Source organism: Janthinobacterium sp. JF4 (genome assembly GCF_059617925.1).
Map to the genome: position 1 here is coordinate 56,548 of NZ_JCAQAV010000014.1, position 14,768 is coordinate 71,315.

The 14,768-nt window shown below is 60.8% G+C and carries 16 protein-coding genes; 13 read left to right on the forward strand and 3 right to left on the reverse strand.

The genetic code is table 11. From position 1 onward, the window contains the following. Positions 1-72 precede the first annotated feature (72 nt). From alaS to AC54AF_RS13260, 5 genes are all read left to right on the forward strand, one after another. Positions 73-2,685, forward strand: a complete 2,613-nt coding sequence (gene alaS, locus AC54AF_RS13240; RefSeq protein WP_496636905.1) for an alanine--tRNA ligase — start codon at positions 73-75, stop codon at positions 2,683-2,685. Between the two features lie 235 nt (positions 2,686-2,920). Continuing rightward, positions 2,921-3,148, forward strand: coding sequence for a sulfurtransferase TusA family protein (locus AC54AF_RS13245; RefSeq protein WP_010395510.1), 228 nt, complete (start codon positions 2,921-2,923; stop codon positions 3,146-3,148). A gap of 243 nt (positions 3,149-3,391) precedes the next feature. Next, a complete protein-coding gene (locus AC54AF_RS13250) occupies positions 3,392-4,141 on the forward strand; it encodes an electron transfer flavoprotein subunit beta/FixA family protein (RefSeq protein ID WP_099379460.1) in 750 nt (249 codons plus the stop codon). Between the two features lie 40 nt (positions 4,142-4,181). After that, the gene (locus tag AC54AF_RS13255) at positions 4,182-5,114 is read left to right on the forward strand and encodes an electron transfer flavoprotein subunit alpha/FixB family protein (RefSeq protein WP_496636906.1); all 933 of its coding nucleotides are present in this window, start codon (positions 4,182-4,184) and stop codon (positions 5,112-5,114) included. Positions 5,115-5,206: 92 nt separating this feature from the next. Next, positions 5,207-6,997, forward strand: coding sequence for an acyl-CoA dehydrogenase (locus AC54AF_RS13260; protein ID WP_496636907.1), 1,791 nt, complete (start codon positions 5,207-5,209; stop codon positions 6,995-6,997). An 86-nt stretch (positions 6,998-7,083) separates the two neighbouring features. Here the strand turns inward: AC54AF_RS13260 and AC54AF_RS13265 are convergent, their stop codons facing one another. Both AC54AF_RS13265 and AC54AF_RS13270 read right to left on the reverse strand, forming a co-directional pair. Continuing rightward, entirely contained in the window at positions 7,084-7,710 is a 627-nt protein-coding gene (locus AC54AF_RS13265) for a glycine zipper 2TM domain-containing protein (RefSeq protein WP_131688380.1), read from the reverse strand. A 136-nt stretch (positions 7,711-7,846) separates the two neighbouring features. Beyond that, a complete protein-coding gene (locus AC54AF_RS13270; protein WP_496636908.1) occupies positions 7,847-8,281 on the reverse strand; it encodes an NINE protein in 435 nt (144 codons plus the stop codon). 277 nt (positions 8,282-8,558) lie between these two features. On the opposite strand from AC54AF_RS13270, the gene rpsP reads away from it, so the two are divergent. From rpsP to AC54AF_RS13310, 8 genes are all read left to right on the forward strand, one after another. Then, complete coding sequence (gene rpsP, locus AC54AF_RS13275; RefSeq protein WP_010395524.1) at positions 8,559-8,810, forward strand: 30S ribosomal protein S16; 252 nt, start codon at positions 8,559-8,561, stop codon at positions 8,808-8,810. Positions 8,811-8,823: 13 nt separating this feature from the next. After that, complete coding sequence (gene rimM / locus AC54AF_RS13280; RefSeq protein WP_058051091.1) at positions 8,824-9,381, forward strand: ribosome maturation factor RimM; 558 nt, start codon at positions 8,824-8,826, stop codon at positions 9,379-9,381. A gap of 50 nt (positions 9,382-9,431) precedes the next feature. Next, complete coding sequence (gene trmD, locus AC54AF_RS13285) at positions 9,432-10,178, forward strand: tRNA (guanosine(37)-N1)-methyltransferase TrmD (protein ID WP_496636909.1); 747 nt, start codon at positions 9,432-9,434, stop codon at positions 10,176-10,178. A gap of 134 nt (positions 10,179-10,312) precedes the next feature. After that, positions 10,313-10,696, forward strand: coding sequence for a 50S ribosomal protein L19 (gene rplS, locus AC54AF_RS13290; protein ID WP_010395528.1), 384 nt, complete (start codon positions 10,313-10,315; stop codon positions 10,694-10,696). 80 nt (positions 10,697-10,776) lie between these two features. Beyond that, positions 10,777-11,436 (forward strand): CoA pyrophosphatase, encoded by a 660-nt coding sequence (locus tag AC54AF_RS13295; protein WP_496636910.1) that lies wholly within the window; start codon positions 10,777-10,779, stop codon positions 11,434-11,436. Between the two features lie 97 nt (positions 11,437-11,533). Continuing rightward, complete coding sequence (locus tag AC54AF_RS13300; protein ID WP_496636911.1) at positions 11,534-12,493, forward strand: CobD/CbiB family protein; 960 nt, start codon at positions 11,534-11,536, stop codon at positions 12,491-12,493. Positions 12,494-12,718: 225 nt separating this feature from the next. Beyond that, positions 12,719-13,054 carry a DUF3579 domain-containing protein gene (locus AC54AF_RS13305; protein ID WP_029496213.1) on the forward strand — a complete coding sequence of 112 codons (336 nt, stop codon included), beginning with the start codon at positions 12,719-12,721 and terminating at the stop codon, positions 13,052-13,054. 83 nt (positions 13,055-13,137) lie between these two features. Then, positions 13,138-13,587: a CBS domain-containing protein gene (locus AC54AF_RS13310; protein ID WP_496636912.1), complete on the forward strand. Its 450-nt coding sequence runs from the start codon at positions 13,138-13,140 to the stop codon at positions 13,585-13,587. Positions 13,588-13,718: 131 nt separating this feature from the next. Here AC54AF_RS13310 and AC54AF_RS13315 read toward each other — a convergent pair whose 3' ends face one another. Beyond that, positions 13,719-14,459: a GntR family transcriptional regulator gene (locus AC54AF_RS13315; RefSeq protein ID WP_035825427.1), complete on the reverse strand. Its 741-nt coding sequence runs from the start codon at positions 14,457-14,459 to the stop codon at positions 13,719-13,721. Between the last annotated feature and the right edge of the window lie 309 nt (positions 14,460-14,768).

The following is a 14,768-nucleotide window of genomic DNA, read 5'->3' on the forward strand; positions in this document are numbered from 1 at the left end:
GCCCTCATTGCCGCACCCCATATCACGTATAATCTTCCCTTTAAAGCTGCCGCCACTCTTTGTCAAAAAAACATGAAATCAACTGAAATCCGCGACAAGTTCCTCAAATTTTTCGAGTCCAAGGGCCATTCCATCGTCCGTTCCAGTTCCCTGGTGCCAGGCAACGATCCGACCTTGCTGTTGACGAACAGCGGCATGGTGCAATTCAAGGATGTGTTTACGGGCACGGACAGCCGTCCGTACACGCGTGCCACCTCGGTGCAGCGCTGCGTGCGCGCCGGCGGCAAGCACAATGACCTGGAAAACGTCGGCTACACGGCGCGCCACCATACTTTCTTTGAAATGCTGGGCAACTTCAGCTTCGGCGACTATTTCAAGCGCGATGCGATTCAATACGCGTGGGAACTGTTGACCAAGGTGTACGGCTTGCCGGCTGACAAGTTGACCGTCACCGTGTATATCGAAGATGACGAAGCGTACGATATCTGGGCCAAGGAAATCGGCGTGCCTGTCGAGCGCATCATCCGCATCGGCGACAACAAGGGCTCGCGCTACGCGTCCGACAATTTCTGGCAGATGGCGGACACGGGCCCATGCGGTCCGTGCACGGAAATCTTCTACGACCACGGCGCCGACATTCCCGGCGGTCCGCCGGGCTCGCCTGACGAAGACGGCGACCGTTTCATCGAGATCTGGAACCTGGTGTTCATGCAGTTCAACCGCGACGAAGCGGGCGTCATGCACAAGCTGCCGAAGCCGTGCGTCGACACGGGCATGGGCATGGAGCGCCTGGCCGCCGTGCTGCAGCACGTGCATTCGAACTACGAGATCGACCTGTTCCAGCATTTGATCAAGGCTGCCGCGCGCGAAACGGGCGCCACCGACCTGGAAAACAAGTCGCTGCGCGTGATCGCCGACCACATCCGCGCCGCCGCGTTCATGATCGTCGACGGCATCATTCCGGGCAGCGAAGGCCGCGCGTATGTGTTGCGCCGCATCATCCGCCGCGCCTTGCGCCATGGCCACAAGCTGGGCCAGACGAAACCGTTCTTCTACAAGCTGGTGGCGGATCTCGCCATCGAGATGGGCGGCGCCTATCCGGAGCTGGAAGAAGCGAAAGACAACGTCGCCAACATGCTGAAAGCCGAGGAAGAGCGTTTCGGCGAAACCCTGGAAACGGGCATGAAAGTGCTGGAAGCGCAGCTGGCCAAGGATGCCACCGGCATCGACGGCGCCACTGCCTTCACCCTGTACGAAACCTACGGCTTCCCGCCAGACCTGACGGCCGACATCTGCCGCGAACGCAATATCAGTTTCGACCAGGTGGGCTACGACGCGGCCTTGAGGGAAAGCCAGGAACTGTCGCGCAAGGGCGGCAAGACGCACAAGGATAGCAAGGTCGAGTACACGGGCGAGAAAAACACCTTCGTCGGCTACGATCAATTGACGTTCAGCAGCAAGGTCGTGGCGCTGTACGCGGCCGGCACGCCGGTAACGGAATTGAAGGCGGGCCAGGATGGCATCGTCGTGCTCGACACCACGCCGTTCTACGCGGAATCGGGCGGCCAGGTGGGCGACCAGGGCGTGATCGCCTCCGGCGCGGGCAGCTTTGCCGTCAGCGACACCCTGAAAATCCAGGCTGACGTGTTCGGCCACCACGGCGTGCTCGATTCGGGCGTGCTGAAGGTGGGTGACGCCGTCTCGGCGCAAGTCGATACGGCCAAGCGCGCGCGCACCATCCGCAACCACTCGGCCACGCACCTGATGCACAAGGCCTTGCGCGAAGTGCTGGGCAGCCACGTGGCGCAAAAGGGGTCGCTGGTCGATCCCGATAAAACCCGTTTCGACTTCAGCCACCATGCGCCGATGACGGCCGAGCAAATCGCCGCCGTGGAAACCATCGTCAACAAAGAGATCCTGGAAAACCGCGCCACGCAAGCGCACCTGATGTCGTTTGACGATGCCGTCAAGCATGGCGCGATGGCGCTGTTCGGCGAGAAATACGGCGACGAAGTACGCGTGCTCGACATCGGCAGCTCGAAAGAGCTGTGCGGCGGCGTCCACGTGCAGCGCACGGGGGACATCGGCCTGTTCAAGATCATCGGCGAAAGCGGCGTGGCCGCCGGCATCCGGCGCGTGGAAGCGGTGACGGGCGAGGGCGCGCTGGCGCTGGTGCAAACCATCAACCGCCGTCTGGTCGAAGCGGCCCATGCCCTGAAGGCGCAGCCGGAAGAGCTGACTGCCCGCATCGTCCAGGTGCAGGACCACGTGAAGGCGCTGGAGAAGGAACTGGCCGCGCTGAAATCGAAACTGGCCTCGGGCCAGGGCGATGAGCTGGTCACGCAAGCCGTCGATGTCAACGGCATCAAGGTGCTGGCAGCCGTGCTGGACGGCGCCGATGTGGCCCGTTTGCGCGAAACCATGGACAAGCTGAAGGACAAGCTGAAAACGGCCGCCATCGTGCTGGCCAGCGTGGCTGACGGCAAGGTCAGCCTGATCGCCGGCGTGACGGCGGACGCGACTTCCAAGGTCAAGGCGGGCGAACTGGTGAACTTCGTTGCACAGCAAGTGGGCGGAAAAGGTGGCGGACGCCCCGATATGGCGCAGGCGGGCGGCACCGATCCGAGTGGTCTGGCGAACGCCCTGGCTGGCGTGCCGGCCTGGGTCGGCGAACGCGCGAAATAAGACGTAAGCTAGAGGACATGCGGGGTTTTCGCCCCACAGCCCCTTGAAAACGGCCCGCAGACGGTGTTTGCGGGCCGTTTTGCCGTGTGGAATCTCGTTGTGACACCACAACAGCCGATGAACTATTTTGGTGCAGCGCGTCAATGCCCCTGATTTAGAGTAGTATGTCGAAAATCAGTACAACAAAAATGGCGGGATATTGATGATGAGCGACACACTACTTGATACCGAGATTATGGAATTTCATAAAGAACTCGACGCGCGGGGCTTGAATTGCCCCCTGCCGATTCTGAAGGCGAAAAAGGCTTTGTCAGAGCTGCAAAGCGGGGAAGTGCTGCGCATCATGGCAACCGATCCCGGTTCCGTGCGCGATTTCCAGGCTTTCGCCAAGCAAACGGGCAATGCCCTGCTGTCGCACGTGCAGACGGGCACCGAATTCGTCTTCCTGATGCAACGCAAATAATTCTGCCAGCCGGGGCCGCCATGGCGCGGCCTGGTTTTCCTATCCATGCCGGCCCTTTTGCTGCCCTGCAGCGTAGCGGCGAACTCCCCTGAAATCCTCAAAGCTGGACAGTTTAGATGGATTGCTCTAACAAAAAATCGCACGATCGTGCTTAAATTCGGTTCAGGATTCAAATTTCTCTTATAATCGAACGCACAATCAGCACTTGATCCGTCATTTTTATAATTTCCCAAAGGCATAGCTATGAAAGTCTTGGTACCCGTCAAACGCGTGGTCGACTATAACGTCAAAGTCCGCGTCAAGAGTGACGGCACTGGCGTCGATACCGCCAACGTCAAAATGTCGATGAACCCTTTCGATGAGATCGCGCTGGAAGAAGCGATGCGCCTGAAAGAAGCCGGCAAGGTCACTGAAGTGGTCGCCATTTCCTGCGGCGTGACGCAGTGCCAGGAAACCCTGCGCACGGCCATGGCCATCGGCGCCGACCGCGGTATCCTGGTGGAAACGACGACCGAACTGGAACCGCTGGCCGTGGCCAAGCTGGTGAAAGCCCTGGCCGAGAAAGAGCAGCCGCAACTGATCATCCTGGGCAAGCAAGCCATCGATGACGACAGCAACCAGACCGGCCAGATGCTGGCAGCCCTGCTGGGTTGGCCGCAAGCCACGTTCGCTTCGAAAGTCGTGCTGGAAGACGGCAAAGTCACCGTCACCCGCGAAGTCGATGGCGGCCTGGAAACCCTGGCGCTGACCTTGCCAGCAATCATCACCACCGACCTGCGCCTGAACGAGCCACGCTATGTGACCTTGCCGAACATCATGAAGGCGAAGAAAAAGCCGCTCGAGACCGTCAAGCCGGAAGACCTGGGCGTTGATGTCGCGCCACGCCTGAAGACCCTGAAAGTCGTCGAGCCAGCCAAGCGCTCGGCCGGCATCAAGGTCCCGGACGTCGCCACCCTGGTCGCCAAGCTGCGTACCGAAGCCAAAGTCATCTAAGCGGCTTTGCCGTCACTCCAGAACAATTACAGGACATATCATGGTCGCATTAGTTATTGCTGAACACGACAACGCTACCTTAAAGGGCAGCACCCACCATACCGTGACCGCGGCTGCCCAGTGCGGCGGCGACGTGCACGTGCTCGTCGCTGGCTCGAACGCATCGGCCGCTGCCGCTGCCGCCGCGCAAATCGCCGGCGTGACGAAAGTCATCGTGGCCGACGCGCCATACTTTGCCGACGGCCTGGCCGAAAACGTGGCCGAGCAGGTGCTGGCCATCGCCGGCAACTACAGCCACATCCTGGCGCCAGCCACCGCCTACGGCAAGAACATCCTGCCGCGCGTGGCCGCCAAGCTGGACGTGGCGCAAATCTCGGAAATCACCAAGGTCGACTCGCCCGACATCTTCGAGCGTCCGATCTACGCCGGTAATGCGATTGCCACCGTGCAATCTGGCGACAAGGTCAAGGTCATCACCGTGCGCACCACCGGTTTCGACGCCGCTGCCGCCACCGGCGGTTCGGCTGCCACGGAAACTGTCGCCGCCGTTGGCGACAATGGCAAGTCCACTTTCGTGGGCCGCGAACTGGCCAAATCCGACCGTCCTGAACTGACCGCCGCGAAAATCATCGTGTCGGGCGGCCGTGGCATGGGTTCGGCCGAGAACTTCCACATCCTGGAACCGCTGGCCGACAAGCTGGGCGCCGCCATGGGTGCGTCGCGCGCCGCCGTCGACGCCGGCTTCGTGCCGAACGACTGGCAAGTGGGCCAGACGGGCAAGATCGTCGCCCCATCGCTGTACATCGCCGTCGGTATCTCGGGCGCGATCCAGCATCTGGCCGGCATGAAAGACTCGAAAACCATCGTCGCCATCAACAAGGATCCGGAAGCACCGATCTTTGCCGTGGCCGACTACGGCATCGTGGGCGATCTGTTCGAGATCGTGCCGCAACTGGTCAAAGAACTGGGTTAAGTCGCCCCCCTTCCGGTTTTGTTACTGACAGAGCCACGCCGGCCCGCCCCACACGGCGAGCCGCGCGTGGCTTTTTTCTTGGAGAAAAGAAGATGAGCTATCAAGCCCCGCTGAAAGACATGTTGTTCGTGATGAATGAACTGGCCGGCCTGGCCGAAATCCATACCTTGCCAGGCTGCGAAGACGCCACGCCCGACACCGCCGAGGCCGTACTGGAAGAAAACGCCAAGTTCTGCGGCGGCGTGGTGGCCCCCCTGAACTGGCCCAGCGACAAGGAGCCGAGCTTCTGGCACGACGGCCAGGTCACGACGTCAAAAGGCTTCAAGGAAGCGTTCAAGGCCTACGGCGAAGCGGGCTGGCAGGGCGTGCAGCATCCGACGCAGTTTGGCGGCCAGGGTTTGCCCAAGCTCCTGGCCACGCCGTGCATCGAAATGCTCAACTCGGCCAGCATCTCGTTCGCTTTGGTCGCCCTGCTGTCGGATGGCGCCATCGAGGCGCTGCTGACGGCCGGCAGCGACGAGCAGAAGGCCACGTATCTGGAAAACCTGGTGTCGGGCAAGTGGACGGGCACCATGAACCTGACGGAGCCGCAGGCGGGGTCCGACCTGGCCGCCGTGCGCACGCGCGCCGTGCCGCAGGAAGACGGCAGCTATAAAGTCTTCGGCACGAAGATTTTCATCACGTATGGCGAGCACGACATGGCGGAAAACATCGTCCACCTGGTGCTGGCCCGCACGCCGGACGCGCCCGCTGGCGTGAAAGGCATCTCGCTGTTCATCGTGCCGAAATTCCTCGTCAATGCGGATGGCAGCCTCGGTGAGCGCAACGACGCGCACTGTGTTTCCATCGAGCACAAGCTGGGCATCAAGGCCAGTCCGACGGCGGTATTGCAATTTGGCGACCATGGCGGCGCCATCGGCACCCTGGTGGGCGAGGAAAACCGCGGCCTCGAATACATGTTCATCATGATGAACGCGGCCCGCTTCGGCGTCGGCTTGCAAGGCATCGGCCTGGCCGAGCGCGCCTATCAGCAGGCGGTGGCGTTTGCCAAGGACCGCGTGCAGTCGCGCGACCTGGCCGGTTCGCCGGGCCCGGTCTCCATCATCCACCACCCGGACGTGCGCCGCATGCTGATGTCGATGCGCTCGCAAACGGAGGCGGCGCGCGCGCTGGCCTACGTGGGCGCGGCCATCAGCGACGTGGCGCACCACCATGCGGAGGCGGACGTGCGCGCGGAAAGCCTGGCCACGTATGAGTACCTGGTGCCCGTCATCAAGGGCTGGGCCACGGAAATGTCGCAGGACGTCACGCGCGATGGCGTGCAAGTGCACGGCGGCATGGGTTTCATTGAGGAAACAGGTGCCGCCCAGCATTACCGCGACGCCAAGATTCTCACCATCTACGAAGGCACGACGGCCATCCAGGCCAACGACCTCGTGGGCCGCAAGACGGTGCGCGACGGCGGCGCCGTCGCGAGAGCCATCATCGCCCAGGTGCGCGCCACGGAAGCCCAGTTGGGCGAGCTCTCCGGCGCCGACTTCCAGGCCATGCAGCGCCACCTGGCAGAAGGCAGCGCCGCGCTGGAAGCCGTCGTGGAATACGTGGTGGCGAACATGAAGACGGACATCAAGGCCGTGTTCGCGGGCAGCGTGCCGTACCTGAAACTGGCCGGCATCGTGCTGGGCGGCTGGCAAATGGCGCGCGCGGCCGTGGTGGCGCAGCAGAGGCTGGGAGAGGGCAGCGGCGACGCCTCATTCTACAAGGCGAAGATCGCCACGGCGCGCTTCTTTGCCGACCACATCCTGTCGCAAGCGCCTGGACTGCGCGCCACCATCATCGATGGCAGCGCCGGCGTGATGGCGCTGTCGGAAGAGCAGTTTTAAGTTGCATCCTTGCCGGTGAAAGCCGGCTGAACGAAAAAAAGCGCTGGAGATCGCTCTCCAGCGCTTTTTTTTACTCTTTCAAACGCTTATCTTCTGGCGATGCCGTTGCCGGAATTGCGTACCAGGTCGCCAGCGGCCAATCCCGGATCCTGGTCAAACGCGAAGTCGGCCTTGGCGCCCGTTTCATACTGCACGGTGACGGTCCACGTCTTGGCGTTCTTCATGTGGCCTTCGACTTGCTTGCCGGCATACGCGCCGCCAGCGGCGCCGGCCAGGGTGGCCAGGTCCTTGCCGCGTCCGCCGCCCACCTGACGGCCCAGCAGGGCGCCGGCCACGCCGCCGCCGATCATGCCCAGCGCGCCGCCTTCGCCCGCTTTTTCAGTGACGTTGACTGCCAGCACCTTGCCGCAATCGGCGCAGATCTGGTGCTGCGGCTGCTTGGACGGCTGGCTGGCGTAGGAATTGCCCGCTTTTTGCGCGGCCTTGGCGTTGATGATGGCCTGGTCGTATTCGCTCTTGGCGTCGCGCAGGCATTGCATGCGGGCTTTCGAGCTGGTTTCTTCTGCGCACAGTTTTTTGTCGTCCGCATAGCGCGTGTTCGCTTGCTTCGTGTCGTAGGCGTATTGCGCCTTCGGCGACAGGTTTTGCGCGAAGGCGGAGGTGCTGAACAGGGCCGTGATGGCGACTGCGAGGATGAGTGGGCGACGAATCATGATCTTCTCCTAGGGGTGTTGGATGTGCCAGTAATGTCGGCATTGTGAATGCAGTATAGAGGAAAATCATGATTGCTTACCAACACTTACATATGCGTGCGGGGACGCGAGAAGTGATGTAATTATCATACGGAAATTAACCGTAGGCGCCGCCTGTGTACAGCAGGTCGAACAGGCGCGCCATGGTGGCGATCAGCACGCCTGCGCCTAGCATCAAGGTAGCGACCAGCACCACGGCCAGGGGCCAGCCCGTGTCCGACAGGCGGCTTGATGCGGCATTGTAGCGGGCATCCCACTTGTCGTCCGGCATCAGGCCCAGCACCAGCGCTTCCAGGAAGCCGCCCAGGGCGGACAGGGTCAGCGGCAATATCTGGTAAAACCAGTCGGCCTCGGGAAACAATTGGCACAGCAGCAAACTGGCGGGCAGGGCGGCCAGGTGTAGCCATCCCCAGCGGTCTTTGGCGCCGTGCAGGTAGAAGCGGTGGGCGCCCAGCATGCCCAGCAGGAAGGCCAGCAGCGTCGTGAAGGCCTTGTTCTTGTGCGACTGTTGCAAAATGGTAGTGGTGGTCATGGGACTCCAGAGTTGCTCATCGGTAAAGATTGCCAGTATCGGCCATTGTCTCGCACAACGATAGCACTTTCCTGTGGCGTTTATGTAATGATTTCGCCTGATTCCAAGCCATGGCCGGCACGATAGACGCACGCGCCTATTGCGTCTTCGGTCATGACTGGTCATAATGTTTGATTAGCCCAAATTACACGCCCGTCATCATAACGCTTGCTGCCTGGCGGTAAAGCGCGCTATAATTTGCGGCTTTTTCCGCCTCAGCACACTTTTTGGAAATATTATGGTCGTTATTCGTTTAGCTCGTGGAGGCGCCAAGAAGCGCCCGTTCTTCAACATCGTCGCTACTGACTCGCGCAATCGCCGCGATGGTCGCTTCATTGAGCGTATCGGTTTTTACAACCCGATGGCGCAAGGTGGCGAAGTTCCACTGCGTATCACCGCAGACCGTCTGGCCTACTGGCAAGGCGTTGGCGCACAATTGTCGCCAACCGTTGCTCGCCTGGTAGCCAGCAACAACAAAGCAGCAGCTTAATTAGATCACTGGTTTGACGGTCAAGACTGCATCCGGGGTGAAAGTCCCCGATGACCTGGTACAGGTAGGCTATGTCTCCGGTGCTTATGGCATTGCTGGCGGGGTCAGGATCACTCCTTTCTCCGACGACGCGGATGCATTATTAAGCGTCAAAACCTGGTGGTTTGATAAACCGACCTTGCATGATGTTCAAGTCAGGCAAGCAAAGTTACACGGCGGCGACGTCGTGGCCCAGCTGGTGGGTGTGGTCGGGCGGGATGCCGCAGAAGCGCTGAAAGGCGTCTCTGTGCAAATTCCGCGTAGCCATTTCCCGACGCTGACGGCCGATGAATTTTATTGGTCCGATCTGATCGGACTGACAGTCGAGAATTTGCAAGGCGAGTGCCTCGGCACAGTGCACGACATGATGAGCAATGGTCCGCAGTCGATCTTGCGCGTTACGCCTGTCGCCACTGCCGATGAGACCGTTGAAAAGGCGCCTGAGCGCCTGATCCCGTTTGTTGGCCAGTTTGTCATTAACGTTGACAAGGCCGCCAACAAGATCACGGTCGACTGGGGCCTCGATTATTAAACCGCTTGCGCTTAAGAATGCGCCGGGCAAACGTTGCAGGATGGTGAGCGATGCAATTTGATGTCGTGACCCTGTTCCCTGAAATGTTTGCCGCGCTGACGCAGTCGGGAGTGACCCGGCGCGCCTTCGAGCAGGGGAAGTGTGGCTTGTCGCTGTGGAATCCCCGTGATTTCACGACCGACAATCACCGTACCGTGGATGACCGCCCGTATGGCGGCGGCCCCGGCATGGTGATGATGGCGCGGCCCCTCGAAGCGACAATTCATGCCGCTAAGCAACGCCAGACCGATCTCGGCCTGGCGGCGCCCCGCGTGGTGTTCATGTCGCCGCAAGGCCGTCCGCTGACGCACGAGCGCGTCACGCAGCTGAAAGCCGAACCCGGTTTGGTGATCCTGTGTGGCCGCTATGAAGCCGTGGACCAGCGTTTGCTGGACCGTTGCGTCGACGAAGAAATCAGCGTCGGCGACTTTGTTCTGTCGGGCGGTGAGTTGCCTGCCATGGCGCTGATGGATGCGATGATCCGCCTGTTGCCGGGTGTCTTGAACACCGAGGCATCGGCCATCGAAGACAGCTTCGTCAATGGCTTGCTCGATTCGCCGCACTACACGCGGCCGGAAACATATGAAGGCATGGCCGTGCCGCCCGTCTTGATGGGTGGCAATCATGCCGAGATCGTCAAGTGGCGCCGCCAGCGCATGCTGGAAGCGACCGCGACCAAGCGGCCTGACCTCTTGGTCAGTGCGCGCGCCGCCGGCTTGCTCAGCAAGGCCGACGAAAAATTCCTGGCCAGCCTGTAAGCCGTTTTCGGACGGCAAGCAGGGTGGCTTTGCAGTGCCGGGCATGTTGCCCAAATTGGTAATACCCATCCTCTACCGGGCGGATAGTACGCTATCCACAGTGCGCCGGCATGATGGTTTTCGGAGTTATAAAAATGGACTTGATTCAACAATTAGAGCAGGAAGAAATTGCTCGTCTGGGTAAAACCATTCCTGAATTCGCACCAGGCGATACCGTTATCGTCAGCGTCAACGTAGTCGAAGGTACGCGCAAGCGCGCCCAGGCTTACGAAGGCGTCGTTATCTCCCGTCGTAACCGTGGCCTGAACTCGAACTTCATCGTTCGCAAGATCTCGTCCGGCGAAGGCGTCGAGCGTACGTTCCAACTGTACTCGCCGCTGATCGCTTCGATCGAAGTGAAACGCCGTGGTGACGTTCGCCGCGCCAAGCTGTACTATCTGCGTGAGCGTTCGGGCAAATCGGCGCGTATCAAAGAAAAATTGCCAAATCGCCGCGTTGTGGCGAAAGCAAGCGCGTAATATCAGCGTCTGCGTTGGGAAAAGGGGTGCCGTATTGGTGCCCCTTTTTTTATTCTGAATTGTTAATGGGACAAGCTGCCATGGCCACCATCGCATTTGATCCACAACAACTTGCCATCGATAGTATCGCCGGCGAGGCGGCGCTGGACGCCGTGCGCCTGACGCCCGGCTGGCTGCGCCAGCGCCTGGGCGAACAGCCTGACTGGCAGCCCGAGATTACCCAGGATTTTCTTTCCGCCCGCGCCGTGCCCGTGCGCGCCGCCGTGCTCATTCCCCTTGTGCAACGGCCGCAGGGCTTGACCATCTTGCTGACCATGCGCACGGACCACTTGAGCAGCCATGCGGGCCAGGTCAGCTTTCCCGGCGGGCGCAGCGAAGCCTTCGATGCATCGCCCATCGCCACGGCCCTGCGCGAAACGGAAGAAGAGGTGGGCCTGGCGCGCGAACACATCGAAGTGCTGGGCGGCCTGCCCGATTACCTGACGGGCACCGGCTACCAGGTCACGCCCGTGGTGGGCCTGGTGACGCCGCCGTTCGAGCTGCGCGCCGATCCGTCCGAAGTGGCGGAAATCTTCGAAGTGCCGCTGGCCTTCCTCATGGATGGCCTCAACCACCAGCGCCTGTCGGTGGAATTGCCCGGCGGACGGCGTTCGTTCTACGCCATGCCCTACGAGCGCTTCTACATTTGGGGCGCCACCGCCGGCATGCTGCGCAATCTGTTTCACCTCTTGCGCGCGTAAAATGGCGCCGTGCACGTAATAAGTTTGATTCCAGCACTGCACTGCGCTATCGTAGCGGGCATTGCGGTATTGCTGAAAAAGACAAAAAGGATCATTGATGACATTTCTCTCCATACTTTGCGCATTGCTGATCGAGCAGCTCAAACCTTTGCGCGCGGACAATCCGATCTACGCCGAAATCAAGAGCCTGGCAATGCGCATGGAGACCTGGTTCAATGCCGGCCACGCCAGCCATGGCCGCATGGGCTGGTTCCTCATGATCGGCGTGCTGATGGTGCCAGCGGCAGGCGTGCACTGGATCTTGCAGCATTATCAGTTGACCCTGCTGGCCTTTGCCTGGAACGTCCTCATCGTCTACCTGACCCTGGGCTTCCGCCATTACAGCCATTACTTCACCTCCATCCAGCTGGCCCTGAGCGCCGGCGACGAAGCGACCGCCCGCACCTTGCTGGCCGACTGGACCAAGCTCGACACGGTGGGCATGGAAGCGAGTGAAATCGCCCGCATCGCCGTGGAAAAAGCCCTGATCACCACGCATCGCAATGTGTTTGGCGTGTTCTTCTGGTTCCTGATGCCGCTGGGCCCTGCCTGCGCCGTGATGTACCGCGTGGCCGAATATCTGGCGCGCGCCTGGAACGAGCCCGAGCACATGCGCAATGAAGCGTTCGGCCAGTTCGCCGCCCGCGCTTTCTACTGGATCGACTGGATCCCCGTGCGCCTGACGGCCGTGGCGTTTGCCGTAGTCGGCAATTTCGAGGATGCCATCTACGCCTGGCGCAATTTCGCCCAGCGCTGGCAGGACGAAGCCATCGGCATCATCCTGACGGCCGGCGGCGGCGCCATGGGCGTACGCCTGGGCACGCCAGCGGAAACGGCGGCCCGTGTGCTGGTGACCCCCGACATGGCCGTCGATGACAGCGACAGCGAAAGCGATATCCTGCCCGGCGAAGAGCCGGGCGCGCGCGCCATGCAGAGCACGGTAGGCCTCGTGTGGCGCGCCTTGCTGCTGTGGATGCTGCTGCTGCTGTTGATGTCGGGCGCCGTTTTCCTCGGCTGACGCGGGCGCACACGCGCCAACCATGCGCCTTGCGCGTGGAACAAGGTTAAAATAGGGGCTGGCGCGCAAGGCGTGCCGGCCCCTGTTTGCATCGTCAGGGCAGATCGAGGTAGAACCCAAGTCTTCTATAAGATATAATACTGGCTTACCGCAGCAAACGTAGTTGAATTACCAGCCCGGCTTACCCGCCGGGGCCATTCACGCAATCCAGTCCCGACAAGCCACATGGCCGAGTTATCTCAAAAAACAGGGGAACTCTCAGACGAGTTCTTCATCCTTGGTCTCACCAGCAATGGCAAGCAATTCCGACCCAGCGATTGGGCCGAGCGCCTTTGTGGAGTGATGTCCTGTTTCAATCCCGAAGGTGGCGGGCGCAATGCGCACCTCCAGTATTCGCCCTACGTGCGCCCGACCGTCGTCAATGGCGTCAAGTCGGTGGTGGTCAATACCAAGCTGCGCGAGATCGAGCCGATGGCGTTCCACTTCGTGCGCGAATTTGCCAAGGATAACGACCTGCAGATCGTCGAAGCCTGTTTCCTGCCGCCCCCCGAAGAAAAGTAACACCCGTTTCATTTGATCTGGCGCAAAGCCCGCCACGGCGGGGAAGCGTAGCGTGGGCACTCTGTCTCAAACGGAGTGGCGACATGCGTATCGGCGACATCTGTACCCTGCACACCATTCATTGCCAGCGTGACACCAGCGTGCAGGACGCGGCGCTGCTGATGCGCCAGCATCACGTGGGCGACCTGATCGTGGCCGAACAGCCGAACGGCGAGCGCGTCCCGATCGGCATCCTCACCGACCGCGACATCGTCATTTCCGTCATCGCCCTGGGCCTCGACCCCGCCAGCCTGCTGGCGGGCGACATCATGAGCGCGCAGCTGCTCACGGCCAGCGAAGACGAAGACGTCTACGACATCATCGAACGCATGCGCGTCAACGGCATCCGCCGCCTGCCCGTGGTCAACAGCCTGGGCGCGCTCTCCGGCGTCGTCAGCATCGACGACCTGCTGGCCTTCCTGGCGCAAGAAATGGCCGAGCTGGCGCGCATCAGCGGCGGTCAGCTGGTGCATGAAAAGCGCACTAAAAAATAAACCCGCATTGCGCAATGCCAGTCAAATCATTGATGGCAATACTGCCGTGCCTATATCGGCGCGCCGCCGGCATATATATTGCACTGCAATAAGTGGTGTTATCTGGTATTGAGAAATTCGGGCGAATGCCATTAATTGGTACTTAATTCGGCCACGAAGTCATACATATCGCCGCGGAAGTAGGAGCGGCAAAATTCCACGGCGCGGCCATCGCGCAAAAAGCCCAGTCTTTCCACCGACAAGCCCGCGTCGCCTTCCTCCGCCTGCAACAGGCTGGCCTGCTCCCCCGTCAGTAAAAGGGCGCTGAGGCGCTGCAAGGCGCGCACGGGCCGGTTGCCCGCCTGTTCCAGCGCGTCATACATGGACACGTCGACGGCGTCGAGCGCCGGCAGGCAGCTGGCGACGATGGTCGCGTACTCCAGGCACATCGGTATCTCGTCCGCATAGCGGATACGGTGAAAGCGGTACACGGGCGCGCCCGGCGACAGCCGCAGGCGCAAGGCCTCTTCCGGCGTGACGGTGCCTTCTGCGCGCTTGAGCCACACGCTGCGTGGCGTGCGTCCGCGCGCCCGCATGTCCTCGGAAAACGAGGTCAGCTTGGCGAAATTTTTCTCGATGCGCGTATTGATGAAATTGCCCGAGCCGGGGCGCCGCACCAGCAAGCCTTCGTTGACGAGGCCATCAATGGCCTTGCGCACGGTGATGCGCGAGACGGACAGGTCGCTGGCCAGTTGGCGCTCGGCCGGCAAGGCTTCCTCGGGTCCGAGGATGCGCTTGTCGATCGCTTCGCGCAGCGCGCGCTGCAGTTGCTGGTACAGGGGCAGGCTACTCGTCTGCCCCAGGCCTTGCATGATGTGAGCGAGGGTTGTCATACGCTGAGGGTCTCCGTTACGGCGCGTTGCAGACGCGCTCGGTATCTGTTTTGTGTCGCTGGATAATACCAAAAAAGGCCGTTATAAAACCAATTTGAATTATCAAGCCAGCAATTTATGCCCGGCCTCTCCCCCATTTAAGCCGCGCATACGGGCTACGGATTGATTTGGATAAAGTGGTCTGTGTGATTCAAACAACGTTATAAAAAAAAAGTCGTAACTGGTAGTGTTCTGGTATTGGATAGTAGTATATTGGCGTTGAATTGGTTTTGTAAGTGGTTGTGCCGAAGGGTCTGCAGCATGCCGGTG

Coding starts and splice junctions, on each gene's coding strand:
- AC54AF_RS13300 (WP_496636911.1), top strand. CDS start 11,534: ATGACATTTCTCTCCATACTTTGCGCATTGCTGATCGAGCAGCTCAAA.
- AC54AF_RS13250 (WP_099379460.1), top strand. CDS start 3,392: ATGAAAGTCTTGGTACCCGTCAAACGCGTGGTCGACTATAACGTCAAA.
- trmD (WP_496636909.1), top strand. CDS start 9,432: ATGCAATTTGATGTCGTGACCCTGTTCCCTGAAATGTTTGCCGCGCTG.
- AC54AF_RS13310 (WP_496636912.1), top strand. CDS start 13,138: ATGCGTATCGGCGACATCTGTACCCTGCACACCATTCATTGCCAGCGT.
- AC54AF_RS13270 (WP_496636908.1), bottom strand. CDS start 8,281: ATGACCACCACTACCATTTTGCAACAGTCGCACAAGAACAAGGCCTTC.
- AC54AF_RS13265 (WP_131688380.1), bottom strand. CDS start 7,710: ATGATTCGTCGCCCACTCATCCTCGCAGTCGCCATCACGGCCCTGTTC.
- AC54AF_RS13295 (WP_496636910.1), top strand. CDS start 10,777: ATGGCCACCATCGCATTTGATCCACAACAACTTGCCATCGATAGTATC.
- AC54AF_RS13255 (WP_496636906.1), top strand. CDS start 4,182: ATGGTCGCATTAGTTATTGCTGAACACGACAACGCTACCTTAAAGGGC.
- rpsP (WP_010395524.1), top strand. CDS start 8,559: ATGGTCGTTATTCGTTTAGCTCGTGGAGGCGCCAAGAAGCGCCCGTTC.
- AC54AF_RS13315 (WP_035825427.1), bottom strand. CDS start 14,459: ATGACAACCCTCGCTCACATCATGCAAGGCCTGGGGCAGACGAGTAGC.
- alaS (WP_496636905.1), top strand. CDS start 73: ATGAAATCAACTGAAATCCGCGACAAGTTCCTCAAATTTTTCGAGTCC.
- AC54AF_RS13260 (WP_496636907.1), top strand. CDS start 5,207: ATGAGCTATCAAGCCCCGCTGAAAGACATGTTGTTCGTGATGAATGAA.
- AC54AF_RS13305 (WP_029496213.1), top strand. CDS start 12,719: ATGGCCGAGTTATCTCAAAAAACAGGGGAACTCTCAGACGAGTTCTTC.
- AC54AF_RS13245 (WP_010395510.1), top strand. CDS start 2,921: ATGGAATTTCATAAAGAACTCGACGCGCGGGGCTTGAATTGCCCCCTG.
- rplS (WP_010395528.1), top strand. CDS start 10,313: ATGGACTTGATTCAACAATTAGAGCAGGAAGAAATTGCTCGTCTGGGT.